This window comes from Ochrobactrum vermis, assembly GCF_002975205.1.
Classification (GTDB): domain Bacteria; phylum Pseudomonadota; class Alphaproteobacteria; order Rhizobiales; family Rhizobiaceae; genus Brucella; species Brucella vermis.
On the sequence record NZ_PCOC01000002.1, the window covers coordinates 1,341,296 to 1,368,190 of the forward strand.

Consider the following 26,895-nt stretch of genomic DNA (forward strand, 5'->3'; position numbering starts at 1 on the left):
ACGATGAAAAAGTTGCTCAAGCAGCGGGAACTCCTGCTCCTCGTCATCATCGCGCTTCTGGTGGGCCTGTTCGCCAGCCGCGCGCCTGGATTTGCCAGCGTCGGCAATCTGGCGGGCATCTTCAACGACACATCGATCCTGATCATCATCGCGCTTGGACAGATGGCGGTGATCCTGACCAAGTCCATTGATCTGTCGGTCGCCGCCAATCTCGCCTTTACCGGCATGGCCGTGGCGATGCTCAACGCGACCTATCCGGACCTGCCTCTGGTGCTGCTGATCGTGCTTGCCGTTGGCATTGGCGCTGTTCTGGGCGCGATCAACGGCATTCTTGTCTGGAAGCTCAACATTCCGGCGATTGTCGTCACGCTTGGCACGCTCACTATCTATCGTGGCATGGCCTTTGTGCTGTCCGGCGGCGCATGGGTGAATGCCCATCAGATGACAGCCCCTTTCCTCAACACACCGCGCACGCCTTTTCTCGGCCTGCCGCTGCTTGGCTGGACGGCAATCCTGATTGTCGCGCTCGTCTATGTGCTGCTGACACGGACATTCTTCGGCCGCGCCCTTTATGCGTCCGGCGGCAATCCGACCGCTGCCGTCTATACCGGCATCGATGTTGGCCGCACACGCTTTTTCGCCTTTGTGCTTTCGGGCGCGCTCGCCGGACTGTGCGGCTATCTCTGGGTGTCGCGCTATGCCGTCGCCTATGTGGATGTGGCCGCCGGTTTCGAACTCGACAGCGTTGCGGCCTGCGTAATCGGCGGCATCTCGACGCTTGGCGGCATTGGCACGGTGGCCGGCGCGGTTCTGGGCGCGCTGTTCCTCGGCGTCATCAAGAACGCTTTGCCGGTCATCGACATATCGCCCTTCTGGCAGATGGCGATCTCCGGTTCCGTCATCATTCTGGCGGTGATTTTCAATGCGCGGCAGGAAAAGCGGCGCGGACGCATCATCCTGCGCGACAAGGCCGCGAAGACTTATGAGGAGGTTGCGGCATGAGCGAGACCCGTACGAACGACCAGCGCCGTCACATTCCAGACCGCCTCGGCACGCCCTTCTCGCGCATTTTTGCAAGCTGGGAAATGCTGCTGCTTGGCGTGGCGATTGCGATCTTCATCGCGAATTCCTTCGCCTCGCCCTATTTCCTCGATGCGTGGAACCTCTCCGACGCCACGTTCAACTTCACCGAAAAGGCACTGATCGCCTTTGCGATGACGCTGCTCATCATTTCCGGTGAAATCGACCTTTCGGTCGCGGCCATCATCGCGCTTTCCTCAACCGCCATGGGCGCGGCGGCGCAGGCGGGCGTCGGCACGCCGGGTCTGGTCGCCATCGGCATTGGCACCGGCCTTGTCTGCGGCGCGATCAATGGCGGGCTGGTGGCCGGGCTGAAACTGCCGTCCATCGTCGTGACCATCGGCACGATGAGCCTTTTCCGCGGCATTTCCTATATCGTGCTCGGCGATCAGGCCTTTGGCGGCTATCCGGAAAGATTCGCCTATTTCGGACAGGGCTACGTGTTCTGGGTGTTTTCGTTCGAATTCGTGCTGTTCGTTCTGTTCGCCGTGCTGTTCGGCGTATTGCTGCATGCCACCAGCTTCGGGCGCCGCGTCTATGCCATCGGCAATAATGAATTCGCGGCGCGCTTTTCCGGCATTCCGGTCGAGAAAACCAAATTCGTGCTGTTCCTGATGACCGGCGTGATGAGCGGTATCGCCGCCGTCTGCCTGACCTCGCGCCTCGGCTCCACGCGCCCCTCCATCGCGCAGGGCTGGGAACTGGAAATCGTGACCATGGTCGTGCTGGGCGGCGTATCGATCCTTGGCGGATCGGGCACCATTGTCGGTGTGGTGATTGCGGCTTTCGTGATGGGTCTCGTGACCTTCGGACTTGGGCTTCTCAATGTGCCGGGCATCGTCATGTCGATCTTCATCGGCCTTCTGCTGATTATCACCATTTCCCTGCCGATCCTCATCCGGCAGTTCAGAGCGAGGCGCGCGGCATGACGGCTGAACGCTATGCATTTCGCATGAAGCTTAATCCCGGCATGGAGGCGGAGTATCGCCGCCGCCATGACGAAATCTGGCCGGAACTGGTCGAACTTCTGCACAGGGCTGGCGTGTCGGACTATGCCATCTATCTCGATCAAGAGACGAATAGCCTGTTTGGCGTGCTGACGCGCAGCGCCGGTCACGGCATGGCGGCCCTGCCCGACCATCCCGTGATGCAGAAATGGTGGGCGCATATGGCCGATATCATGGCGACGAACTCTGACAATTCGCCGATTTCTGTCGATCTCAAGCCAGTGTTTCACATGTCATGAAGCGCATCGCCATTCTCGATATCGGCAAGACCAATGCCAAAGTCGTCGTGCTCGACGCAGCAGGCGGCGAGGAAATTGCCGCGCGCCGCATGCCGAACACCGTTCTGCGCGACGGACCTTATCCGCATTATGATATCGAGGCGTTATGGCGCTTCTTTCTGGCAAGTCTCGCGGGATTTGCGCGGGAGCCGGGTTTCGATGCCATTTCCATCACCACGCACGGCGCGTCGGCAGCCCTCGTTGCCAGAGACGGCACGCTGGCAATGCCGGTTCTCGACTATGAACACGAATATCCAGCCGAAATCCGCACCGCCTATGCGGCCATAAAGCCTGATTTTCGCGATACGTTTTCGCCAACCCTGTCGCTCGGCCTCAATCTCGGTGCGCAGCTTCACTATCTGAAGACGGTCTTTCCCGCCGATTTTGCGCGCACGCATTTCATATTCACCTATCCGCAATATTGGGCCTGGCGTCTGACCGGCATTGCCGCATCGGAAGTGACGTCGCTCGGCTGTCACACAGATTTGTGGCTACCGAAGCAATCTGCTTTTTCGACGCTTGTTGACCGACTGGACATTCGCGAAAAGTTCCCGCCTCTGCGCTCCGCCTTCGATGCGCTTGGCGCTCTGCTGCCGGAGATTGTGACGGAGATTGGACTGCCCTCCTCCGTTCCGGTGCATTGCGGCATTCACGATTCCAACGCATCGCTGCTGGCGCATCTGATGGATCGCAAAGGCCCGTTTTCGGTGGTTTCGACGGGCACTTGGGTGGTGAGCTTTGCCGTTGGCGGCAATCTCGACCAGCTGGACCCGAAGCGCGATACGCTGGCCAATGTCGATGTCTATGGGCGGGCTGTACCTTCGGCGCGTTATATGGGCGGGCGTGAATTCGATCTGATGACCGAAGGGTTGACAGCATCGCCCTATGCCGACCTGTCCGAAATTGTAACAAAGGTTCTGGCGCAGCAAACCATGGCTTTGCCCTCAGCCGTACCCGGTTGCGGCCCTTATCCAAATTCCAGCCTTCGCTGGATCAACGCTGACACGGCCAGCGACGGAGAGCGTTACGTTACCGCCTGTATCTATGCGGCGCTCATGACGGAAACCTGCCTCCATTTGCTGGGGGCCGAAGGTCCGGTTATCGTTGAAGGTCCGTTTGCGGGAAACTCCGTCTATCTGGAAGCTTTGTCGAGCTTTACCGGGCACGAAGTCGAAGCTGTAACGGGATCGACCGGCACGTCCCTTGGTGCCGGATTGCTTGCAGGGGCAACGGTGCCCGAGAAAAACGGCAGGATTTTCAGACCGGATAATGAGGCCTATGCTGTCTACCGAAAGCAATGGATAAAGAATATCGTATAAATTACTGAAATATAATGAAATAAGCCCGGAATATGAGTTGATTTCCGGGCTCATTTTTATGCGTGTCTTTCTCCCAAAACCGGTTCCCGCTTTTGGGAGATATGCTCTAAGGTCTGTGGGGATTTAGGATTCCCATTTATCAGCAGATGTGATTCATACTGTGGATGGATCGCTTTGTACTGACGGACGCCCAATGGGCGAAGATGGAGCCGCACTGCCTGGGCAAGATCACGGATCCCGGACGCAGCGGCAGGAACAATCGACTATTCATGGAGGCGGTGCTGTGGATTGTCCGAACAGGCAGTCCATGGCGCGACCTGCCATCCCATTTTGGTAACTGGAGCACAGCGTTCCGGCGATTTCGTGATTGGCGCGAAGCGGATGTTTTCAAGCGGATTTTCGATGCTTTGACGCAGGAGCCTGACATGGAGTACGCCATGATCGATGCCACCATCGTCAAGGTTCATCGTCATGGACAGGGCGCAAAAGGGGGACTTTGAGCCAGGCCATTGGCCGCTCCAAAGGCGGCTTGACGACCAAGATATTGGCACTCACCGACGCCTTGGGCAACCTCGTTCGCTTCCGCCTGATGCCAGGCAATCGTTTCGATAGCGTCGGTGTTGCACCGTTGATCGAAGGTGTCGAGTTTGGGGCGTTGCTCGCAGACAAAGCTTTCGACAGCAACGACATTATCGCCGATCTTAATGAACGTGGTGCCAGGATCGTCATTTCCCAGCACCCGCGCCGCGCCATACCCATCCCGCTCGACACCGAAATGTATAAATGGCGACACTTGATTGAAAACTTCTTCTGCAAACTCAAAGAATTCAAACGCATCGCCATGCGTGCCTGCAAAACAGACCGTAGCTTCGCTGCTATCATCTACCTCGCGGCGGCCGTCATAAATTCACGATGAATCCCCACAGGCCTTAGTTCAGCGCTTTCTGCCGTGTCTCCACATCGATGAAGAAGGCGATGATGCCAGCCAGCGCCAGAAGTCCGGCAAACAGCGCTACGGCAACATAGAAGCTCTGGCTGATGACGAGCGCCAGCGCAGACGGCGCTAGCAAGCCGCCAAGGCGAGCCATCGCACCTGCCGCTCCCATTCCGCTTGCGCGCAATCCTGTCGGATAAAGTTCCGGTGTGAAAGCGTAGAGCGCGCCCCATGTGCCAAGCAGAGCAAAGCTCATGATGAGGATGGATGAGCCTATAACCGCCGAACTGTTGGCTACCGTAAAGAGAGCGCAGGCAGCAGCGCTGATGAACAGGAAGGCGATCAGTGTCTTTTTGCGCCCCCACGCCTCCACACCATAGGCAGCGAGCGCGTAGCCCGGCAATTGCGCCAGAGCAACCACGACAAGAAACCCATAGCCGCGGACGAAGCCGAAACCATCGCCGGCAAGCTTTGCCGGTATCCAGGTGAAAATGCCGTAATAGGATACAGAAACGAGAAACCAGATCGCCAGCGTGGTCAGCGTACGCCGACGCAGATTTGGCGAAAGAAGCTTTTCGCCCGTCACCATGAGGGGAGCTTCGAGCCGTGCTTTCGGTGGCAGCTCCGGTTTGCCGTTACGGCGAAGCACGCGGTTCATCACCGATTTTGCTTCTTCTGGACGCCCCGATTTCAGAAGGTGCATCGGGGATTCCGGCACCCAGAGGCGCAGCCAGATGCCGATCAGAGCCGGTGCGGCGGTGACGATGAAGATATAGCGCCAGGCATCCTCGACACCGGCAAGGCTCGTGGCCCATGCAGCAAGTGCAATGATAACTGTGCCTACAGCCCAGAAACCTTCGAGCATGACCAGCCAGCGGCCACGGTTTTTGGCGGGAAGGAATTCCGCCATCATTGCATAATCGACCGGCAGAGTTCCGCCGACAGCCACACCCGTCATAAAGCGCAAGGCAAGCAGAATGCCGAAACTTGGCGCGAATGCCGAAAGCAATCCGAACACCGCGTCACAGGCGACTGTGATGAGAAGAACCCGACGGCGACCGTATTTATCGGCCAGTCTTCCAAACACTGCGGCACCGATCAGCATGCCGAGAAAGAACAGCGTGCCGGTCTGCAATGCCTGTGGAACGGTCAGACCGAAAGTCTTTGCAATGGCCGCACCGGTAAAGCCGACCGCCAGCACCTGCATGGCATCCGCTGCCCAGACAAGACCGAAAACGCCAAGAAGGCCGCGTTGAAATGCGCCCGTACCCGCCTGATCGAGCGTTTGTTCGATGGTAACTTTCATGCCGCGATATGTCCCCTACTAACGGCTGCGTGTGTGCTGTCTTTTACAGCGCTGACGATGGGTCGCTGTCAATTGCCCTTTTCGGAAATTGCCCGATCTTTTGCCTGCAAATATTCCCAGAAGCTCTCGGCATGGGTCGGAAGTGCCGCATCATGACGATAGATGCGGATCTCGACTGTGAAATCCCAATAGGGATCAGTTGAGGCTGGCACGAGTTCGCCCCGCTGCAACTCGTCATAGATCAGGCTTTCGGGCAGCCAGGCCATGCCCCAGCCCGCAAGCGCCATCGCCTTGAGACCAATCGACATGGTGTTTTCGTGAACCACCTGGCGCTTGAACGCGGTGCCGGATGCAAATTTCTGGGATAAGGCGGCGCCGAAGAAGGAAAAGTCGCCATAGCTCAAATATGGCAACGGTTCCCCGCTGGCAATTGCGTGATCAAGGATCGGACCTGTCGGCCAAGGGTGCGAGACGGGCATCAGGCGCTCGGTGCCGAGCACAATATATGGAAACTGCGTGCGGTCGATGAGGATTGGCACCGAGTTATGCGCATAGGTCAGGAAGAAATGTACCTCGCCCTCCGTCAGCGTGGCGATATTATCCTCGAAGCCGCCCCGATCCGGACTGAGCAAGGAGCGGATGCCGCCTATGTCATCATCGATCTGTTTCAGCCAGTGCGGAAAGAACGTGACGGTCAGTGTATGCAACGCAGAAAATGTGAGGACCGGGTTTTGAACCTCGCGGCTTGGCTGCAGCGCCTTGCGCGTATTATAGAACTGGCGAACGGTATCCTGTGCGACAGGCAGAAAGGTTCGTCCTTCGCGGGTCAGTTCGGCGGGAAAGGTCGCACGATTGACCAGTGTCACGTCCAGCCAGAGTTCGAGCTGCTTGATGCGGCGGGAAAACGCGGATTGCGTTACGTGACGGGTGTCGGCCGCACGCGAGAAACTCGACGTTGCCGCCAGCGCGATGAAGTCTTCCAGCCATTTCAGTTCCATTGTATCGGGGCCTTTCATGCAATGGACAATAAGGCAGTATGGCAATAGGGCAGTATGTTTGGTTCGGCTCGAACGAGACCTCTACCTACTGCCTTACTGCCCTACTCACTTGCTGCCTTACCCCTTATGCAATTTCTGCATAGTTATTGCAAAACATAGCATTGGCGGCTCCAAAAGTTTTTCCCTACCGTCGCGTCAGAGCTTGTTAAACGCGCATTCGATCCGAAAAAGGCTTCATGCTTTCGGGATGCGCTCAATCAATCACACAGATGTCCGGGGACGTGTTTTGGCCAGGGTAATTTATTTGAACGGCGCCTTCGTAGCTGAGAACGAAGCGAAGGTGTCGGTGTTCGATCGCGGCTTTCTTTTTGGTGACGGGATTTACGAAGTCAGTGCTGTCATCGATGGCCGTCTCGTCGATAACGAGCTTCACCTCGCCCGTCTGGAACGGTCCGTCAGGGAACTCGGAATTCCTCTGCCTGCTTCTCTTGACGCCATTCGTGCGGCGCAGATCGAACTGATCATCCGCAACGGGCTGCATGAAGGCGTCGTCTATATGCAGGTGACGCGCGGCGAAGCGGAGCGCGATTTCGTTTATACCGACGACATCCAGCCGAATTTCGTCATGTTCACGCAGGCGAAGAACCTTGCCAATTCGCCATCGGTCCAGAATGGCGTCCGTGTGGATGTTGCGCCCGATACGCGCTGGGCACGCCGCGACATCAAGACTGTCATGCTTCTGGCGCAGGTGCTGGCGAAGAAGCAGGCGAAGAGCAACGGCTTTCATGAAGTCTGGCTGGTGGAGGACGGTTTCGTCACCGAAGGCGGCTCATCGACGGCGTTCATCATCACCAATGACGACGTTCTGGTAACGCGGCCAAATTCGCATGCAATCCTCCCCGGCTGCACGCGCCGCGCCGTCATCAAGATCGCGGAAGAACAGAATCTTCGTATCGAAGAGCGCCTGTTCACAGTGGATGAGGCGAAGGCCGCAAAGGAAGCATTTCTCACGAGTGCATCAAGCTTTGTGACGCCGATCATCGGTATTCAGGATCATACGGTTTCTGATGGCAAGCCTGGCCCGATAACGCGCCGTTTGCAGGAGATCTACATGGATATGGCTCGCACGGGAGCGGAGCCGGTACTCCAACATTGAATACTGTTCATCGACTTGTTTGCAACATGGCTCACAGATATCTTGACTATATTCCGACAATTGGTCAGCGATGATGACCTTCTCCAGATAGTAGAATAGTGACCATGACAGGCAAGGCACGCGACTACGGCATCATCTGCGGCATCATGCAGCCGGGCGAGACCAACGCTATCACCGATGTTCCGGGCGTGCGTGTTGGCCACCACACCTTGCGCAATGGTGATATCAATACCGGCGTGACGGCGATCATCCCGCATGAAGGCAACATGTATCGCCGCAAGGTGCTGGCGGCCTGTGATGTCATCAACGGGTTTGGCAAGAGCACCGGCCTCGTGCAGGTTGAGGAGTTGGGCACGCTGGAAACGCCGATCCTGCTCACCAATACGTTCGGCGTCGGAACCTGTGCCAATGCGCTTATCCGCGAGGCTATTGCGGCCAATCCCGACATTGGCCGCACCACATCAACCGTCAATCCAGTCGTTCTGGAGTGCAATGATGGGCCGCTCAACGATATTCAGGCAATGGCCGTCACGGAACTGGACGCGCAGGAAGCTTTGAAGGTCGCCGGAGCGGCTGTGGCTGAAGGCAATGTTGGTGCCGGAACCGGCATGAGCTGCTTTGGCTTCAAGGGCGGTATCGGTACGTCCTCGCGCCAGTTCGAACTCGACGGCAAGGTCCATCACCTTGGCATTCTGGCGTTGACCAATTTCGGCCGCGCCGGTGATCTGGTTCTCCCGGACGGGCGCAGGCCTTCGCCAAAGGCGGAATCGCAACCGGAGAAAGGTTCAGTCATTCTGGTGCTTGCGACGGATGTTCCCATGGAACACCGGCAGCTGAAGCGCGTGACCCGTCGCTGCGGCGCAGGATTGGCGCGTCTCGGTGCGTTCTGGGGGCATGGCAGCGGCGATATTGCCGTTGGCTTTTCAACGGCAGTGACTTTCGACCATGATGAAACGCGCGATGTCATCGAGATCGCCGTGTTGAACGAAAACCGCATAGACACACTGTTTCGCGCAGCGGCAGAAGCCACGCAGGAAGCCGTCCTCAACTCCATGTGCATGGCTGAGCCTATGCATGGACGCGCCGCAAACCGCCGTTCGCTTGCCGACTGGCTGGAAAACCACAGGGACTAGATCAGCGGGACGCCGATAGAGCCCACGCAAGATTCCGATATTCCTGATCCAGATATTTCCTGTGCCCATTATTTTCTGTGCCGAGTATTTTCTGTGCATTGCCACATTTGGCTTCGATCATTCGCTGATGATCGGGGGCGAAGGATGGCATTATGCCCCCAGCCGCGACTCGGCGCGGACCCATGGCATGCTCCCACGAGTTTGGGCTGCTTAGGCACAACCGTTGCAGGTATAAGGGCGTTTCGTTTTCGGAGCGATCTGACGCCGACTGATGACAGCACCGAAATTTCAGGACCAATTTTTTGACGAGTTCGTTTGTCCGCCTGACCGTACTGGGAAGTATCCTGCCATTGCTGGCGGCATGCGTGACCGTTGGTCCTGACTACCAGAAGCCGAACGTGCTGACCCCTGCCGGGTGGAACAGCAAGGCCGACAGGCGCGCGCCGCAACTTGGCGACTGGTGGAAGAATCTGAAAGACCCGGTTCTGGATCAGCTGGTTGCGGACGGCGTTGCGGGTAGCCCCGATGTAGCAACTGCGAAGGCAAAGGTCCGGCAGGCACGTGCCAATTTCACCTCGGCAGGCGGTGTCCTCTATCCGCAACTCGACGGAAGCGGCAGCTATTCACGGTCCGACAGCGGTAACACCCTCGCCTCCAACCAGTCGAGCATGGGGTTCAAAACCCAGTGGGAGCTCGATCTTTTCGGCGGCAACAAGCGCGGCGTGGAAGCGGCCTACTACAATGTTGAATCCGCAAACGAACAATTGCGAGCGGCGCTCGTCACATTGATCGGCGACATCGCCACCAACTATGCGAATTTGCGCGGGGCGCAGGCTGATATTGCTATTGCGCAGCGCAACGCCGCATCCCAGCGGCAAACCGTGGCGCTGACACGCAGCCAGCTTGAGGCGGGACAGATTTCGCAGGTCGATCTTCTGAATGCGGAAACACAAGCTGCCACCACTGAGTCGCAGGTTCCGGGCTTGCGGATCACTTACGCCCAGTATCTCAACCAGTTGTCGGTGTTGACGGGGCGGTCTTCTTCGGCGCTGGCTGGCATTCTCGACAAGTCACGTTCTATACCCGCGATCCCGCGCAAGGTTTCTGCCGGCTTGCCTGCCGACCTGTTGCTCAGCCGTCCGGATGTTCGCGCAGCAGAACACGATTATGCAAGCTCCAACGCCAGTGTCGGTCAGAAGCAGGCCCTGCTCTATCCAAGCGTTTCGCTGACGGGAAACATTAACACAGGCGGCGCCAATTTCGGCGATCTTGGAAAGTTGTCGACAATCAGCTGGGCCTTCGGTCCGAGCCTGAGCGTACCTATATTCCATGGTGGTCAGTTGAATGCGGATGTCGAGGCCGCGAGGGCTGCACGTGACCAGAGTTTCATCGCCTATCGCAAGGCCATCCTGACAGCGCTCAGCGAGGTTGAAAATGCCAGCGTATCGCTCAACCAGAACCGTCTGCGCACAGGCCAGCTTCAGAAAATCGTCAGCAACAGCCGCAAGATCAACGAGTTGACGCTTGAACAATACCGGGCCGGCACGAAGAGCTTCGTCGATGTGCTGACGGCACAACGCGATCTCTTAAGCGCAGAAACCAATCTCAGTCAGGCCCGGACCGATCTTGTCCTGAATTATGTCGCCCTGCAGAAGGCACTGGGCGGCGGCTGGAACGGCCTTATCGATGTTGCAAAACCTGAAGTCATCGACGGCTACACAGGACCGCGTATCGTCAAGACGACGCCCATCCCTCCGCTGACAACCGATAAGAGGCCGCTATGAAACCCAAGTCGAAACGCCGTTTTCGCTGGCGCCTGTGGTTGGCCGTTCTTATTGCACTGATGATCGTGGGTTATTTCGTCGTCCGTTCTCTGACGAAAGAAGAGCCCTTGCCCGCTACGACCATTATCAAGCGCGGCGAGATCGAGAGTTCGGTTCTTGCCACGGGCACGTTGCGGCCGAAAAATCTGGTCGCCATCGGCGCGCAGGCGACCGGTCGTATTCTCTCTTTGAAGGTGAAACCGGGCCAGCAGATCAAAGCTGGCGATGTCGTTGCGCTGATTGACTCGACCAACCAGCAAAATGAGCTGAACAAGGCCCAGGCATCGCTTCGCCAGAACGAAGCCACCCGTGCCCAGAATCTTGCCGATCTGGAGTTGGCCCGACAGGATCTGGCGCGAAACCAGATGATGATCGGCAAGAATGCCGTTGCACGCGCGGATTACGACAAGACGGTCAGCACCGTGAAGTCGAAGGAAGCGCAGGTCGCTAATAGCGAAGCGGCAATCGCAGCGGCGCAGGTCGACGTTCAGATCGCAGAGACCAACCTCGCCTATACCCGCATCACCGCGCCTATCGTTGGCACCATCCTCGCGACGGTCGTTCAGGAAGGCCAGACAGTCAACGCCCAGCAAAGTGCGCCGACAATCGCCATTCTTGGCCAGCTCGACACTATGACCGTCGAGGCGGATATTTCGGAAGCGGACATCACTCAGGTTCGCAAGGGGATGCCGCTTTATTTCACCATATCGGGACAGAATTTGAAGCGTTACGATGCGAAGCTGGAAAAGATCGAACCGGCCCCGGATTCCATCGTCAACGACAAAAGCTTCTCGACGACGGCCGCAAGTTCTTCAAGCACGGCGACCGCTTCCGCTATTTACTACAAGGGTATTTTCAGCGTTCCCAATCCGGATGGGCTGCTCAGAACCTATATGACAACCGAGGTTCACATTCTGCTTGCGAAGGCGACAAATGCTTTGATCGCGCCGGTGACAGCCCTCAAAGATACAAACGAACCCGGCAAGGCCACGGTTCGCGTGGTGACTGGCGCCAACAAGATCGAAGAACGAACGGTAGAGACCGGCATTACCGACAAGATCAATACCGAAATCCGTTCAGGCCTGAACGAGGGGGATAAGGTCGTGACCGACAATCAGGTCGCCTCTCCTGCCCCGGCCGGTATCTGACATGAGTGACGCGCCGCTGCTCTCGCTCAAGGGCGTTTCCCGGCATTATCCATCGGGGGACGAGTTCACGACGGTTCTGAACCGTGTGAACCTGACCATCGAGCGCGGCGAGATGGTGGCAATCATCGGTGCGTCTGGCTCTGGCAAATCCACGCTGATGAATATTCTCGGCTGCCTGGATCGCCCGTCGGAAGGCGAGTATCTGATCTCTGGTCGCGCCACGTCCGAGCTCGAGGCCGATGAGTTGGCCCAATTGCGGCGCGAGCATTTCGGTTTCATTTTCCAGCGTTATCATCTGCTTGGCGAACTTGATGCCGTGGGCAATGTCGAGATTCCGGCTATTTATGCAGGCCAGAAGAAAGACGAACGACGCGAGAAGGCGGAAATGATCCTCGAGCGGCTCGGCATGGGGGAACGCACCCATCATAGGCCAAGCCAATTGTCCGGTGGCCAGCAGCAGCGTGTCTCCATCGCCCGCGCCCTCATCAACGACGCAGATGTCATTCTGGCAGACGAGCCGACGGGCGCGCTCGACAGCCATAGTGGCGAAGAGGTGCTGGGCATTCTTCAGGAGCTCAATCGTGAAGGGCGCACCATCGTCATCGTTACACATGACCGGCAGGTTGCCGCGCGGGCGCAGCGCATTATCGAAATCCGCGATGGTGAAATCATTGCCGATACCAGAAGCGGCGATGCCGTTCGGTCAGTGACGGCTGTGCCGGTTGACAACGAGAAGCACACCAAGCCAAGGCTGCTTGCCGGCATTCGGGATCGCTTCAACGAGGCATTCTCGATGGCGCTCCGTTCGATGAATGCACATCGGCTCCGCACGTTTCTGACAATGCTCGGCATCATTATCGGCACGGCGTCGGTCGTGTGTGTCGTGGCGCTTGGGCAAGGTTCACAACGGCAGATTCTAGAACGGATCAGCGATCTTGGCACCAATACGCTCTATATCAGCCCCGGCAGGGGGTTTGGCGATCTGAAAGCGGCCCAGATTACGACACTCAATCTCGGCGATGCCAATGAGATCGCAAAATTGCCCTACGTCGTGGCAGCAACGCCATCCGACACGACCAGTTCCACTATTCGCGTCGGCGACAAGGAGGTGAGTGTTTCGGTCAATGGCGTCGGTGCGGAATATTTCGCCACTCGCAACAGCAAGCTGCTCGAAGGTCGGTTTTTCGATCAGCGTAATGTCGATGATCTGGCGCAGGTCGCGGTCGTCGACGAAACCGCCAAGACGACCCTTTTCCCGCACGAGGTCGGCTCGGTGATCGGCAAAATCATCCTTCTCAAGAAGGTGCCGGTGCGTATTGTCGGCGTCGTCAAGGCCGAGGAACGCGGTCCGGGTGGCGCACAGACACTTGAAGTCTACCTTCCGCAAACGACCGTGCAGACACGTATGACCGGCTCGCGCTCGTTACAGATGATCCTCGTGCGCGTCGCCGACACGATGGATCCGGCGGAAGCCGAAAAATTGATAACCACGTTTCTGACAAAGCGGCATGGCGAGAAGGATTTCTCGGTTTTCAACACTGACAGCCTGCAGAAGACCATTCAGGCCACGACTGCGACGCTTGCCCTTCTCGTATCCAGTATTGCAGGCATATCACTTTTCGTTGGCGGAATCGGTGTGATGAACATCATGCTCGTGGCCGTTTCGGAGAGAATCAACGAGATCGGCGTACGCATGGCAATCGGCGCGCGCCAGAGCGATATTTTGCAGCAGTTCCTGATTGAAGCGGTTCTCGTTTGTCTCATCGGCGGCGTGCTTGGTGTTCTCATCGCCGCCGGATTCGGTCTGTTGTTCGCGCAGTTCAGTTCGATGTTCCAGCTCATTTATTCGCCGACATCCATCGTGGTTGCGCTTGTTTGCTCCAGCCTGATCGGCATTGGATTCGGGTTTATTCCAGCCCGCAACGCCTCAAAACTCGACCCGGTCGTGGCGCTCGCCCGCGACTGAGTCTGAGTCTGCCAGCTTGAGTCTCATCTGTCGTTGAATGACGCTTCAAGGCCGCAGAATTAACAGGCCGCGTAAACCACCCTTGATTGTTTATATGCGTATAAATAACTATAAGAAAATTATTTATCATATTGAATATATTGAAATATGATATGCAACCGAAGGTAATAGAGCCTCGGTTTCGCTCTTTGGGGGCATTCATCCTTCGCAATAAATTTGTATCTTTTGAGGCATTTCGGAAGGGGGTTGTTAACCTTCATTTTTTATTACTTGGGCTCATTCAGGCGACAGTATCTATGGTTCAGGTATCATGCGTAATTTGAGAGAAAATTTCCCCCAGTCTACAGGAAATCGTGCAGAAAACGCCCAGGACCCGAAGCTGCCTCGCGGTCAGGCGGGAAGTCACGACCCGAACAGTGACGATACCTGGAAAGCCCATTTTTCGCTCGGTGCGAATGTTCGCTTTACCCGGACGCCGGAAGTCGAGCTTCTGCGTCGTCGCGGTGAGGAACTGCCGGGCATCAACGAGCGTTCGCAGGTGACTGCAGCCGAAACTACGCCTGTGGCCAGCGTCGAGAAAGTTGCGGAAGCCCAACCCATGGCCGTAGCTGAACTGCAGAAGACGCTATCGCAAGGGATGGTTCGGTCGCCGATAGCGCCGGTGCCACCTGCAATGCCTGCAGTTTCCGCTGCCGCTATCATCACTCCGGCTGAGCCGGTCCTGGAAGTGGTTCCCGTTTTGGCTGAAGTCGCACATCCGGCTCAGCCATCCGCTTTCGCTTATCTTTCCGACTTTGCTTTCTGGGAAGGTTGCCACGTCGATACGGCACTCGTGCCTGCCGAGCCTCTCGTTTCGGCTGTGCCCGCAGAGCCGCGCAAGCCTTTGCCTACGGCCGAGTCCATTCTGGCGCAGTTCCGCGTTCGAGAATGGAACAAGCAGCCTGAGCCGGTTGCTGTGGCGCCTGTTCAGCCCGTCGCAGAAGCCCCGATTGCTCCAGTGACGCAGGAAGTGGCCGCTCCAGAACCTGCTGTGGCCGCACCAGAAATCGCCCCGGAAGTGAGCGGTGAAGCCACCGAAGACGAAGTGGTGCTGACGGTTGCTGAAGCGGAAGAGCATGTCGTCGAGGTAGTGGAAGCACTGCGGCCGGTCATCGAGACGCTCGCTCCTGTCAAAGCTGCGCCGTCGATTGCGCTTTACCAGCCGCAGCCCCTCCCCCGTGCGGAAGCACCCGTCATTCACGGCACTTACGAGTTTCCGCCGCGTGACCTTTTGCAGATGCCGCCAGTACAGGATGGCAACGTCATCACGCAGGAAATGCTGGAACGCAGCGCCGGCCTTCTCGAAAGCGTTCTGGAAGACTTTGGCGTGCGCGGCGAGATCATCCATGTCCGCCCCGGCCCGGTCGTCACGCTCTATGAATTTGAACCGGCACCCGGCGTCAAATCCTCGCGCGTCATCGGCCTTGCCGACGATATCGCCCGCTCCATGTCGGCGCTTTCCGCCCGCGTAGCGGTGGTTCCGGGTCGAAATGTCATCGGCATCGAGCTGCCGAATGCCAATCGCGAAACCGTATATTTGCGCGAAATGATCGATAGCCGCACCTTCGAGGCGTCTAACTATCGCCTGCCGCTTTGCCTGGGTAAGGGCATCGGTGGCGAGCCGATCATCGCGGAACTGGCCAAGATGCCCCACCTTCTGGTGGCAGGCACCACAGGCTCCGGCAAGTCGGTTGCCATCAACACGATGATCCTGTCGCTGCTCTATCGTTTCAAGCCGGAAGAATGCCGCCTGATCATGGTTGATCCGAAAATGCTGGAACTGTCCATCTATGATGGCATTCCGCACTTGCTGACCCCGGTTGTCACCGATCCCAAGAAGGCTGTCGTTGCCCTGAAGTGGGCGGTGCGCGAGATGGAAGAACGCTATCGCAAGATGGCCCGTCTCGGCGTGCGCAATATTGAAGGCTTCAATGCCCGCGCCGCTTCGGCCAAGGGCAAGGGCGAAACCGTCATGTGCACGGTGCAGTCCGGGTTCGACAAGGAAACGGGTGAGCCGACCTATATTCAGGAAGAACTCGACCTGACGCCAATGCCGTACATCGTGGTTATCATCGACGAGATGGCCGACCTGATGATGGTTGCAGGCAAGGACATTGAAGGCGCGGTCCAGCGCCTTGCCCAGATGGCTCGCGCCGCCGGTATCCATCTCATCATGGCAACGCAGCGCCCGTCAGTCGACGTCATTACCGGCACGATCAAGGCGAACTTCCCGACCCGCATCTCGTTCCAGGTTACCTCGAAGATCGACAGCCGCACGATCCTTGGCGAAATGGGTGCCGAGCAGCTTCTCGGTCAGGGCGACATGCTGCATATGGCAGGTGGTGGCCGCATCGTCCGTGTCCATGGTCCCTTCGTTTCCGACGAGGAAGTGGAGAAGGTGGTCAATCACCTGAAGGAACAGGGGCGTCCGGATTATCTGGCGACCGTCACGGAAGACGAGGAAGACGATGACGCGACGCAGGATGCGGCCGTATTCGACGCGACCTCGATGGGTTCGGAAGACGGAGACGATGTGTACGAGCAGGCCATCAAGGTGGTGATGCGTGACAAGAAGTGCTCCACGTCCTATATCCAGCGCCGTCTCGGTATCGGTTATAACCGCGCCGCCTCGCTTGTGGAGCGTATGGAAAAAGACGGTCTGGTCGGTCCGGCTAATCATGTTGGAAAGCGTGAGATCCTGACGGGCAACCGCGACTGATCATCGACCAGGAAGAACACAGAAAAAGCCGGATCGCGCCCGCGATCCGGCTTTTTGCTGCGCCTTGCCAATGGGTTAGAAACTGTTGCGCCAATGCGCTTGTCAAGATGTAAAATTTGGTTAATACTTAGTTCATTCGTACATTCTTGATAAAAGGTCGAGATAGCCTCGGAAGGTGCTTTTCGGCCAAAAGATAGGGAGAATGATCGATGAAGAGCATTATTATCGGTCCAGCCACTAGCGAAAAGGACCGTACAGTTACACAGCAGATTCTGCTGCGCATCCATGAGCAGATGCCGAAGCCCTCGGAAGACAAGACTCAGGTTTGCAACGTATTGCGCCTGTCGAAGGGCGGCTACTCGCATCGCAGACGCAGAATTCATAAACTAGCTTGATCACGAAGCTATGTAGCATCACTTTGCTCAGCGCCACGCATTCCATGCGAATGCGGCAGGCGCTGTAATTTTATCTGATACAAGGTTGATTTCGGACGATCGGGCGCACGATGAAGCTCGTCATCCTTTGCTTTCCCCATTCATGCCCTCGTTCAGAATGCGTAAGCTTGCGCGCAAGCGTTTGATTGCGATCACGTTCTTTTGAGACCCTGCCCTTTCTTGCCATTGCATTTTTGTTATAGAAGGCCACTCTCTGAATCAGGCTCTATTGGCTGCCATGATTGAAGGACAAGACGATGCCCTCCCCCCTGAATGAACAAGCGCCCCAGAAGACATCCTCCCGTTTCTTCCTTGGTCTGATATCGGTGCTGGGGGCGGCTTTTTTCATAGTTTTCATGGGGCTGGGCATCTGGCAGGTCGAGCGCCTGCAATGGAAGCTCGATCTTATCGAACGGGTCGATACGCGGGTCCACGCCGAACCGGTCGCAGCGCCGGGAAAAGATGACTGGGCCAACGTCAACCAGAAGGATGACGAGTACCGTCATGTTACACTGACCGGCACCTATCTGAACGACAAGGAGGTGCTGGTCCATGCACTGACCGAGCGTGGCGCAGGCTATTGGATTCTGACACCGATGCGCGCTCCCGACGGAGCGCTGACCTTCATCAATCGCGGCTTTGTTCCAAGCGACAAACGTGATCCGTCATCGCGGCAGGAAACGCAGATCGCCGGAGAAACAACCGTAACAGGTCTGATGCGAATGCCGGAACCGGATGGATTTTTCCTCCGTCCGAACGATCCGGTGCGCAATGACTGGAATTCGCGTGACGTTGCCGCCTTTGCCCAGAAGGAAAATCTGGGGCCTGTTGCGCCCTATTTCATCGATGCGGATGCAATATCCGGTGCAGGAACGCTTCCCATTGGCGGACTGACGGTCGTCAAGTTCCGCAACAGTCATCTTTCCTATGCAATTACATGGTTTGCACTTGCTGCCATGGTTGCCGGTGCCGCCATTTTCCTCTGGCGGCACGAGCGTAAATCAAAAAGTTAGATATGCAGCGCGTGACCGAGCGCTTTCATGCTGGCTTCGGCAAAGCCCTCACTCAATGTCGGATGCGCGTGGATCGTAGCCGCGATGTCTTCCAGTCTTGCACCCATCTCCAACGCCTGCGCGAAGGATGATGAAAGCTCGGAAATGCCAGCGCCGACAGCCTGAATGCCGAGGATGAGGTGATTATCCGCACGCGCAACGACACGGATCATGCCGTCTTCGCGCTCGATGGTCATTGCCCGGCCATTGGCCTGAAACGGGAAGATGCCGACCTGAATTTCATGACCAGCCTTGCGGGCTTCGTCCGGTGACAGTCCGACAGTGACGATTTCCGGATCGGTGAAGCAGACGGCAGGGATGCAGCGTTTGTCCCAAATCTGATTTCCACCTGCGATGATTTCCGCCACCATCTCGCCCTGCGCCATGGCGCGATGCGCAAGCATCGGTTCACCGGTCACGTCGCCGATGGCATAGACACCACGCATGGAGGTGCGGCAGCGCTCGTCAATACGGATGAAACGTCCATCCATATCGAGGCTGATTTCGCTGAGCCCCCAGCCATCGGTCTGCGGCTTGCGGCCCACCGTAACCAGTATCTTGTCGGCTTCGATGGTTTTCGAAGTTCCGTCGGCGGTCAGGACTTCCAGCCCCGCCTCATCCTTCGATAGTCCTTTGGCCGAGGTACTGGTCAGGACTTCGACACCGAGTGCTTTCAGACGCGCCATGACCGGACGTGTCAGTTCCGCATCATATTGCGGAAGAATACGGTCGGTGGCCTCGACAACGGTGACTTTCGCGCCGAGCTTGGCAAATGCCGTGCCGATTTCCAGCCCGATATAGCCGCCGCCAACGATAGCAAGCTTTTCCGGAATCTTTTCCAGCGACAACGCTTCGGTGGACGAAATGACCTTCCCACCGAATGGCAGCGTCTGAATTTCAACTGGAACCGAACCGGTTGCAATCACGATGTTTTCGGCGTGGATCGTCTGACGGCCCGTATCGGTTTCGACAAGAACCGTCTTCCCGTCGAGAAAACGAGCTTGCCCATGGAACATGCGCACGCGCGACCGTTTCAGGAGACCGGCCACGCCGCTGTTCAGACGATTGACGATACCGTCTTTCCATTCCAGCGTTCTGGCAAAATCAATTGCCGGATTCTGAGCCGTAATGCCGAGCGCGCCCTTCGATGCGAGGACGGAAAGGTGATGGAACTCGTCGGCTGCATGGATCAGCGCCTTGGACGGAATGCAGCCAACATTGAGGCAGGTGCCGCCTAGTCGCGTCTTTTCCACCAGCACCGCATCAATGCCAAGCTGGCCTGCCCGGATGCCGCATACATAGCCGCCGGGACCGCCACCGATGATCAGGAGTTTGCAGGAAATCTCACTCATTCGATCAGCCTTCTACAAAAATCATGGCGGGCGTTTCCAGAAGGCTTTTCAGCTTCTGCACGAAGACCGCTGCATCCCAGCCGTCGATCACGCGATGGTCGAAACCGCAGGACAGGTTCATCATCTTGCGCGGCACGAACTGCGCGCCGTCCCACATTGGCCGCACAGCCATCTTGTTGATGCCGACAATAACGACTTCCGGGCGATTGATGATCGGTGTCGTGGCGATAGCGCCGAGCGGTCCCAGCGATGTGATGGTGATGGTGGAACCGGACAGTTCTTCGCGCTTTGCAGTGCCGTTGCGTGCGGCTTCTGTGACGCGCGTGAGCTCGGTCGCGGCGGCAAACACGCTCATGCTTTCAGCATGGCGCACAACCGGAACGATCAGACCATTCGGCGTCTGCGTGGCGATGCCGATATGCACCCCACCGAACTGACGAATAATGTCGGCTTCGTCGTCAAAATGCGCATTCAGTGCGGGCTGTTCTTTCACAACCTTGACGATTGTGCGGATGACGAAAGGCAGCAGCGTCAGACGTGGGCGCCCTTCCTTCTTCTCATTGTTGAGGCCGCTGCGCAGTTCTTCCAACTGCGTAACATCCACCTCTTCGACGATGGTGATATGCGGAATGTGGCGCTTCGCCTCCGCCATGCGTTCGGCAATCTTGCGGCGAAGACCGATGACCTTGATCTCATTAACCGAAGTATCGGTTGCATAACCGGATAGAGCCGGCGCCGCACCTGTTTCCTGCTGGAAAAAGAGGTCGAGATCTTCATGCGTAATGCGTCCCGCCGGTCCCGTACCACGAACGCGGCGCAGATCGACACCGGCATCGCGGGCACGCAGCCTGACGGAAGGTGTCGCAAGCGGCCTTTCGCCTTCGCTACGTACCGGGCCCGCACCGGAAAATGCACGGCTTGCGGCTTCACGCTTCGGCGCTGCGGTCTTCGGTGGAACCGGTGTCTGCAACAGAACGGGTGTTTCAGGCACTGGCGCAGGTTGCGTTTTGGCCGCTTCCACTGCTGCTGGAGCAGGATTTTCCTCGGCTTTTTCGGCAAGCTTTGCTTCCGTCGCACCGCCCTCGATTTCCAGCCGGACGAGTTCGGAACCGACGGCAATCTTTTCGCCGACTTCGCCGTTGATCGCGATGACCGTGCCGCCGCGCGAAGACGGAATTTCCACCGTTGCCTTGTCGGTCATGACTGCGGCGAGAACATCATCCTCACGCACGACATCACCAACCTTCACATGCCATTCGACAAGTTCGGCCTCGGCAACGCCTTCACCGACATCGGGGAGTTTAATTGTAAAATGTGCCATGTTTCCCTCCCCCTCAAGCTTCCATGATGGATGTGAGCGCACGTCCCACCCGGTCAGGACCGGGGAAATAGGCCCATTCCTGTGCGTGCGGATAAGGCGTATCCCAGCCGGTAACGCGCATGATCGGTGCTTCCAGATTATAGAAACAGTCGCGCTGCACGAGTGCGGCAAGTTCCGCACCATAACCGCAGGTCAGTGTCGCTTCATGCACGATGACGCAGCGCCCGGTCTTCTTCACCGACGCCATGATGGTGTCCGTATCGAGCGGCAACAGCGTGCGAAGGTCGATCACCTCGGCATCCACGCCGGTTTCCTCGGCGGCGGCGAGCGCTACATGGACCATGGTGCCATAGGCGAGCACAGTCACATCGCTGCCTTCGCGGCGGATGGCAGCCTTGCCGAGCGGCACGGTGTAATAGCCTTCCGGCACATCGCCCAAGTCGTGCTTTTTCCAAGACATGACCGGACGGTCGTGGTGACCATCGAATGGTCCATTATAGAGCCGCTTCGGTTCGAACATGATGACCGGGTCCGGGTCTTCGATTGCTGCCAGCAGTAGCCCCTTCGCATCGGCAGGCGTGGACGGCATGATGGTCTTGAGGCCCGACACATGGGTGAAAAGCGCTTCCGGGCTCTGGCTGTGTGTCTGCCCGCCATAGATACCACCGCCGGAGGGCATGCGGATGACGATGGGACAGGTGAATTCGCCAGCCGAACGATAACGCAGGCGTGCCGCTTCCGAAACGATCTGGTCATAGGCCGGATAGACATAGTCGGCGAACTGCACTTCGATGCAGGGACGCAGGCCGTAAGCGGCCATGCCGATCGCCGTACCGACGATACCAAGCTCGCTGATCGGCGCGTCGAAACAGCGTTCCTTGCCGTACTTCTTCTGCAGGCCAGCGGTACAGCGGAAAACACCGCCGAAGTAACCGACATCCTCACCGAACACGACGACCTTCTTGTCGCGTTCCATGGCAATGTCGTGGGCGTTCTGAATCGCCTCGATCATGGTCATCTTGGTCATAGAACTATCTCTTTCCTACGCATTTCCGGACGGAAAACCGCTTCACACTTTTCCTGGAAATGCATTAGAACCCCGCTTCCTGACGCTGGCGGACAAGATGCGGCGGCGTCTCCGCATAAACATCTTCGAACATGTCGCGCATCGACGGCTTGCGCCCGTCGTGCAGTGTGCCAATCGCTTCCGCCTCGCGCTGTGCGGCCACCACCAGGTCCATAATTTCGGCTTCCGCCTGTTTGTGTCGTTCGTCCGACCAGATCCCGCGATTGATAAGATGGTTCTTGAGGCGGAGGATTGGATCGCCAAGGGGCCATGCATCGTTTTCGGCCTTGGGGCGATAGGCGGAAGGATCATCCGAGGTGGAATGTCCGCCAGCGCGATAGGTCACATACTCGATAATGGTCGGCCCGAGATTGCGCCGGGCGCGTTCTATGGCCCATTTGGCGACTGCGTGGACGGCCAGATAATCATTGCCGTCGACACGCAGAGCAGGAATGCCGAAGCCGTGGCCGCGTGCAGCAAAAGTGCCCGAACCGCCGCGTGCGATGCCCTGGAAGGTGGAAATGGCCCACTGGTTGTTGACGATGTTCATCACCACCGGGGCTTTGTAGGTCGAAGCAAAGACCAGTGCGGCATGGAAATCGCTTTCGGCGGTTGAACCGTCGCCGATCCATGCGGCAGCGATCTTCGTGTCGTGGCTGATGGCAGATGCCATGGCCCAGCCGACAGCCTGCGTATACTGCGTCGCCAGATTGCCGGAGATGGTGAAGAAACCGTGCTCCTGTGATGAATACATCACCGGAAGCTGGCGACCTTTAAGCGGGTCATGCTCGTTGGAGAAAATCTGGTTCATCATCGTGACGAGCGGATAATCATCGGCAATGAGCAGCCCGGCCTGACGATAGGTCGGGAAATTCATGTCACCCTTGCGCAGCGCCTTGCGGAAAGCGCAACTCACCGCCTCTTCGCCCAGATGCTGCATGTAGAACGAGGTCTTGCCCTGACGTTGGGCCATCATCATGCGCGCATCATAGGCGCGCAGGATCATCATATGACGAAGTCCGTCCTTCAGCTCCTCGTCGGTCAAAGTGCCCGCCCAGGGACCGACGGCCTCACCCTCGCGGCTCAGAACGCGAATGATGCTGAAAGCCAGATCGCGCATCGCTTCCGGCTTTTCGTCGATTTCCGGCCTGCGAACGCTTCCCGCACGCGGGATTTTGACATGGGAGAAATCCGGCGCATCGCCGGGCCGCCATTCTGGCTCGGGAACATGCAGGGATAGTACGACATCATCGCTCATGCGGGTAACCCTCGAAACTGGCCTCGCAACTGGCCTCGGGAACTTACAAAATGTCGAACGGGGGAATATCGGATTGGTTCCGGGAACTCCGGATGTTTATCGGCGGCTTTATTTTGAAACCTGCCGACCTTGTTCCTCCCATGCGACATGGCGCCGATTTCCTCCTTCGGCACCACTCTTTTTCAGGGTGGAACGGGTTCGAAAATAAAGCAAGATTATTTTTCTAACGCTGCGGTGTCTTTTTCTCAAACTAGTTCGCTAGTGCATTAGCAGAGACTAAGCCAAGCTCCGCGAAACAAGCTTATTTACATGATTTAGATAGGATTTTATGTGGAATGTTTGCGATACAAAATGCGCAATATTATTGCTTTCGATTGACTAATACGTCAGTACTTAGCGGTACGATTTGAGCCAAATCCGCCATGCCTATTGTTTCGGCCCAAGAGACCCTGAGGCGTTTTGTCCATCGTCTCGGGTCAAAGTTTCGGACGTTGACCAAGGGCGATTCTCCAAAAAGTAAAGCCGCACCCCGAGGGTGCGGCTTTCGTAGAGGCAGAGGATTGTACGGGTTAGCGGATCGCTTTGCCGTTTGCATCGAACCGATGCACCTTGCTGTCATCAGGAGTAATGCAGACCACATCGCTTTCATTATAGTGGTGTTCACCGAAGAGTCGCACTGTGATCAGGCCAGCAGTTTCGGTTTCCACATAAAGGATCGTATCGGCACCGAGATGCTCGGCATGGATGACCTTGCCTTTCCATTTCCCGCTGTCGGGGCTGACGGAAATATGCTCGGGACGAATGCCAACCGTCTTCGCTCCGGCGTCGCCGATGCGAGCGCCATCCACGAAATTCATCTGCGGCGATCCGATAAAGCCTGCAACAAACAGGTTGTCCGGCTTATTGTAGAGTTCCATCGGCGAGCCGACTTGTTCGATCCGGCCGGCATTCAGCACCACGATACGGTCGGCAAGCGTCATTGCCTCGACCTGATCGTGGGTGACATAGATCATCGTCGCCTTCAGCTCGCGGTGCAGCTTGGCAATTTCCAGCCGGGTCTGCACGCGGAGCGCTGCATCCAGGTTCGACAGCGGTTCATCGAACAGGAACAGTTCCGGTTCGCGCACCAGTGCACGACCGATGGCGACGCGCTGGCGCTGGCCACCCGACATTTCAGCAGGACGGCGACCCAGATAAGGATCCAGCCCCAGCATTGCCGAAGCCTTGGAAACACGTGTTTCGATTTCCGCCTTGGGTGTGCCTGCCTGCTTGAGGCCAAGCCCCATATTGTCCTTCACCGTCAGGTGCGGATAAAGCGCGTAGGACTGGAACACCATTGCGATGCCGCGCTTCGATGGCGGCGTGACCGTTACATCCTCGCCATTGATGAGCACCTGACCGGAAGAAACGTCCTCCAGTCCGGCGATAGAGCGCAGCAGCGTTGACTTACCGCAACCGGAAGGTCCAACGAAGATGATGAACTCACCGTCCTGCACTTCCAGATTGATATCTTTCAGAACTTCCTGAGCACCGTAGCGCTTGTGTACCGATTTGAGTAGCAGCGATCCCACGTAACAAAATCCTTTAAATTCTACCGGCTTACAGTTTGACGGGCTGGCCCGAGCGCACGCTTTCATCTGCCGCAAGGCAGATGCGCAGCGATTGCAGCGCGTCATCCATATGTCGGTTGAGATCGATATCCTCGCGAATGGCCTTCAGCATGTAAGCCTGCTCGCGTTCACACAATTCCTGATGCCCCGGCTCGTCGGCCATGGAAAGATCCGTATCCGGCTTCAGGAACTTTCCATCCGCCCCACGCTCGGCGCGGTGAACACGGATGGTTGACGTCTTGGTATGCGCGTCCACATCGTCGGACTTGGTCACGGCTTCGTTCATGACAATCGACACGCAGCCATTCGGCGAAATCACATCCTTCACGAAGAAAGCTGTTTCCGACATCATCGGCCCCCAGCCCGCTTCGTACCACCCGACAGTACCGTCATCGAACAGCACCTGAAGATGACCGTAATTATACATGTCCGGCTTGATCTCGTCGGAGAGCCGCAGGCCCATGCCGCGCACTTCCACCGGCTTGGTATCCGTGATCTGGCACATGACGTCCACATAATGCACACCGCAATCGACAATCGGCGACGTGGTGTTCATCAGGTTCTTGTGCGTTTCCCAGGTTGCGCCGCTGGACTGCTGGTTGAGGTTCATGCGGAACACATAAGGTCCGCCAAGCTGGCGTGCTTCGGAGATAAGCCGCATCCATGAAGGGTGATGGCGCAAGATATAACCGATGACGAGCTTGCGCCCGTTGGCCCGCGCGCAGTCGATCACGCGGCGCGCATCTTCAACAGTCGTTGCCAGCGGCTTTTCCACAAACACATGCGCGCCCTGCTCCAGGGCTGCGACGGCATATTCTGCATGGCTTTCCGAATAGGTGGCGACGCAGGCGAGATCGGGCTTCAGTTCCTTCAACGCTTCATGGAAGGAGGGATGAATTTCATAACCTGCCAGTTCATCCGGCACGGCGATCTTGGTGCGATTGACGAGGCCGATGATCTCGAAACCCGGATTGCGGTGGTAGGCCAGCGCGTGGCTGCGGCCCATATTGCCCAGACCGGCAGAAAGAACACGAACAGGATTTTGCATTGCAGAACTCATTTTACAGCTCCCGCGGTGATGCCGCGGATCAGCTGCCGCGAGAAGATGACATAAAGGATGAGGATCGGGAACATCGCCAGCGAAAGGGCCGAAAGAACGGCATTCCAGTTGGTGACGAACTGACCGATGAAGAGCTGCGAACCGAGTGTAACCGTCTTGGTGGCTTCACCTGGCGCAAGGATCAGCGGGAACCAGAGATCGTTCCAGATCGGGATCATGGTGAAGACGGCAACCGTGGCCATGGCTGGCCGGATCAGCGGCAGCACAAGCTTGAAGAAGATTGCATATTCCGACATGCCATCTATTCGGCCGGCATTCTTCAAATCATCGGAAACGGTTCGCATGAACTCGGACAGGATGAAGATCGCAAGCGGCAGGCCCTGCGCGGTATAGACGAGGATCAGCGCCGTCAGCGTGTTGACCAGGCCGGCAGCCACCATGCCCTGCAGCAGGGCAACCGTGCCAAGGCGTATCGGGATCATGATACCGATGGCGAGATAAAGCCCCATCAGCGTGTTGCCCTTGAAGCGGTATTCAGCCAGCGCAAAGGCTGCCATCGCGCCGAACAGGATCACCAGGAAGATGCTCGCGACCGTAACAATGGCGCTGTTCTGGAAATAGGTCAGGAATGAACCTTGCTTCAGAACGGTTTCATAACCGATGAGGCTGAAACTTTCCGGTGTCGGAAACTGGAGCGGCGTGCGGAAAATCGCATTGCGGTCCTTGAATGAATTGATCAGCGTCAGCGCCACGGGAAACACGGCGATCAACATATAGAAGATCAGTGCTGCATGAACGAGAGTGGTGCGAATGGGCGATGTACGTGCTTTCGACAT

General features: G+C 57.3%; 20 protein-coding genes and 3 pseudogenes. 14 read left to right on the forward strand and 9 right to left on the reverse strand.

What is annotated here, in order from left to right:
- The first annotated feature begins 3 nt into the window (after positions 1–3).
- The 5 genes and pseudogenes from CQZ93_RS20600 to CQZ93_RS20620 all read left to right on the forward strand — a co-directional run bounded on the left by CQZ93_RS20600 (position 4) and on the right by CQZ93_RS20620 (position 4,600).
- Positions 4–1,002: an ABC transporter permease gene (locus CQZ93_RS20600; RefSeq protein ID WP_105544410.1), complete on the forward strand. Its 999-nt coding sequence runs from the start codon at positions 4–6 to the stop codon at positions 1,000–1,002.
- Positions 999–2,009: an ABC transporter permease gene (locus tag CQZ93_RS20605; RefSeq protein ID WP_105544411.1), complete on the forward strand. Its 1,011-nt coding sequence runs from the start codon at positions 999–1,001 to the stop codon at positions 2,007–2,009. The genes CQZ93_RS20600 and CQZ93_RS20605 overlap by 4 nt, the downstream gene beginning before the upstream one ends.
- Positions 2,006–2,326: an L-rhamnose mutarotase gene (gene rhaM, locus CQZ93_RS20610; protein WP_105544412.1), complete on the forward strand. Its 321-nt coding sequence runs from the start codon at positions 2,006–2,008 to the stop codon at positions 2,324–2,326. Before CQZ93_RS20605 ends, rhaM begins: the two co-directional genes overlap by 4 nt.
- Entirely contained in the window at positions 2,323–3,684 is a 1,362-nt protein-coding gene (locus CQZ93_RS20615; protein WP_105544413.1) for an FGGY-family carbohydrate kinase, read from the forward strand. The genes rhaM and CQZ93_RS20615 overlap by 4 nt, the downstream gene beginning before the upstream one ends.
- 203 nt (positions 3,685–3,887) lie before the next feature.
- Positions 3,888–4,600 (forward strand): annotated as a pseudogene (locus CQZ93_RS20620) (IS5 family transposase).
- A gap of 13 nt (positions 4,601–4,613) precedes the next feature.
- On the opposite strand, the gene CQZ93_RS20625 reads toward CQZ93_RS20620, so the two are convergent.
- Together CQZ93_RS20625 and CQZ93_RS20630 are read right to left on the reverse strand one after the other, a co-directional pair.
- A complete protein-coding gene (locus CQZ93_RS20625) occupies positions 4,614–5,924 on the reverse strand; it encodes an MFS transporter (protein ID WP_105544415.1) in 1,311 nt (436 codons plus the stop codon).
- Positions 5,925–5,992: 68 nt separating this feature from the next.
- Entirely contained in the window at positions 5,993–6,922 is a 930-nt protein-coding gene (locus CQZ93_RS20630; protein WP_105544416.1) for a LysR family transcriptional regulator, read from the reverse strand.
- A gap of 247 nt (positions 6,923–7,169) precedes the next feature.
- On the opposite strand from CQZ93_RS20630, the gene CQZ93_RS20635 reads away from it, so the two are divergent.
- From CQZ93_RS20635 to CQZ93_RS20675, 9 genes and pseudogenes are all read left to right on the forward strand, one after another.
- Positions 7,170–8,078 (forward strand): D-amino-acid transaminase, encoded by a 909-nt coding sequence (locus tag CQZ93_RS20635; RefSeq protein ID WP_422616105.1) that lies wholly within the window; start codon positions 7,170–7,172, stop codon positions 8,076–8,078.
- Between the two features lie 104 nt (positions 8,079–8,182).
- Positions 8,183–9,211 (forward strand): DmpA family aminopeptidase, encoded by a 1,029-nt coding sequence (locus tag CQZ93_RS20640; protein ID WP_105544417.1) that lies wholly within the window; start codon positions 8,183–8,185, stop codon positions 9,209–9,211.
- Between the two features lie 302 nt (positions 9,212–9,513).
- Positions 9,514–10,995: an efflux transporter outer membrane subunit gene (locus tag CQZ93_RS20650; protein WP_146114478.1), complete on the forward strand. Its 1,482-nt coding sequence runs from the start codon at positions 9,514–9,516 to the stop codon at positions 10,993–10,995.
- Positions 10,992–12,182: an efflux RND transporter periplasmic adaptor subunit gene (locus CQZ93_RS20655; protein ID WP_105544420.1), complete on the forward strand. Its 1,191-nt coding sequence runs from the start codon at positions 10,992–10,994 to the stop codon at positions 12,180–12,182. Before CQZ93_RS20650 ends, CQZ93_RS20655 begins: the two co-directional genes overlap by 4 nt.
- A 1-nt stretch (position 12,183) precedes the next feature.
- On the forward strand, positions 12,184–14,148 hold the full coding sequence (locus CQZ93_RS20660) for a MacB family efflux pump subunit (protein ID WP_105544421.1): 1,965 nt from the start codon (positions 12,184–12,186) through the stop codon (positions 14,146–14,148).
- Positions 14,149–14,458: 310 nt separating this feature from the next.
- Positions 14,459–14,828, forward strand: a pseudogene (locus CQZ93_RS27425) (DNA translocase FtsK); the annotation flags it as partial.
- A gap of 89 nt (positions 14,829–14,917) precedes the next feature.
- Positions 14,918–16,906 (forward strand): annotated as a pseudogene (locus CQZ93_RS20665) (DNA translocase FtsK); the annotation flags it as partial.
- Positions 16,907–17,115: 209 nt separating this feature from the next.
- Positions 17,116–17,301 carry a hypothetical protein gene (locus CQZ93_RS20670; RefSeq protein WP_105544423.1) on the forward strand — a complete coding sequence of 62 codons (186 nt, stop codon included), beginning with the start codon at positions 17,116–17,118 and terminating at the stop codon, positions 17,299–17,301.
- Between the two features lie 296 nt (positions 17,302–17,597).
- Positions 17,598–18,353 (forward strand): SURF1 family protein, encoded by a 756-nt coding sequence (locus CQZ93_RS20675; protein ID WP_105544424.1) that lies wholly within the window; start codon positions 17,598–17,600, stop codon positions 18,351–18,353.
- On the opposite strand, the gene lpdA is transcribed toward CQZ93_RS20675, so the two are convergent.
- The 7 genes from lpdA to CQZ93_RS20710 all read right to left on the reverse strand — a co-directional run bounded on the left by lpdA (position 18,350) and on the right by CQZ93_RS20710 (position 26,895).
- Complete coding sequence (gene lpdA, locus CQZ93_RS20680) at positions 18,350–19,744, reverse strand: dihydrolipoyl dehydrogenase (RefSeq protein ID WP_105544425.1); 1,395 nt, start codon at positions 19,742–19,744, stop codon at positions 18,350–18,352. The genes CQZ93_RS20675 and lpdA overlap by 4 nt on opposite strands.
- Before the next feature lie 4 nt (positions 19,745–19,748).
- Positions 19,749–21,065 (reverse strand): dihydrolipoamide acetyltransferase family protein, encoded by a 1,317-nt coding sequence (locus tag CQZ93_RS20685; protein WP_105544426.1) that lies wholly within the window; start codon positions 21,063–21,065, stop codon positions 19,749–19,751.
- A gap of 13 nt (positions 21,066–21,078) precedes the next feature.
- Positions 21,079–22,092 (reverse strand): alpha-ketoacid dehydrogenase subunit beta, encoded by a 1,014-nt coding sequence (locus CQZ93_RS20690; RefSeq protein ID WP_105544427.1) that lies wholly within the window; start codon positions 22,090–22,092, stop codon positions 21,079–21,081.
- Positions 22,093–22,156: 64 nt separating this feature from the next.
- On the reverse strand, positions 22,157–23,389 hold the full coding sequence (locus CQZ93_RS20695) for a 3-methyl-2-oxobutanoate dehydrogenase (2-methylpropanoyl-transferring) subunit alpha (protein ID WP_105544428.1): 1,233 nt from the start codon (positions 23,387–23,389) through the stop codon (positions 22,157–22,159).
- A 569-nt stretch (positions 23,390–23,958) separates the two neighbouring features.
- Complete coding sequence (locus CQZ93_RS20700) at positions 23,959–24,960, reverse strand: ABC transporter ATP-binding protein (RefSeq protein WP_105544429.1); 1,002 nt, start codon at positions 24,958–24,960, stop codon at positions 23,959–23,961.
- Positions 24,961–24,988: 28 nt separating this feature from the next.
- The gene (locus CQZ93_RS20705; RefSeq protein WP_105544430.1) at positions 24,989–26,059 is read right to left on the reverse strand and encodes a Gfo/Idh/MocA family protein; all 1,071 of its coding nucleotides are present in this window, start codon (positions 26,057–26,059) and stop codon (positions 24,989–24,991) included.
- Positions 26,056–26,895: a carbohydrate ABC transporter permease gene (locus tag CQZ93_RS20710; RefSeq protein WP_105544431.1), complete on the reverse strand. Its 840-nt coding sequence runs from the start codon at positions 26,893–26,895 to the stop codon at positions 26,056–26,058. Before CQZ93_RS20710 ends, CQZ93_RS20705 begins: the two co-directional genes overlap by 4 nt.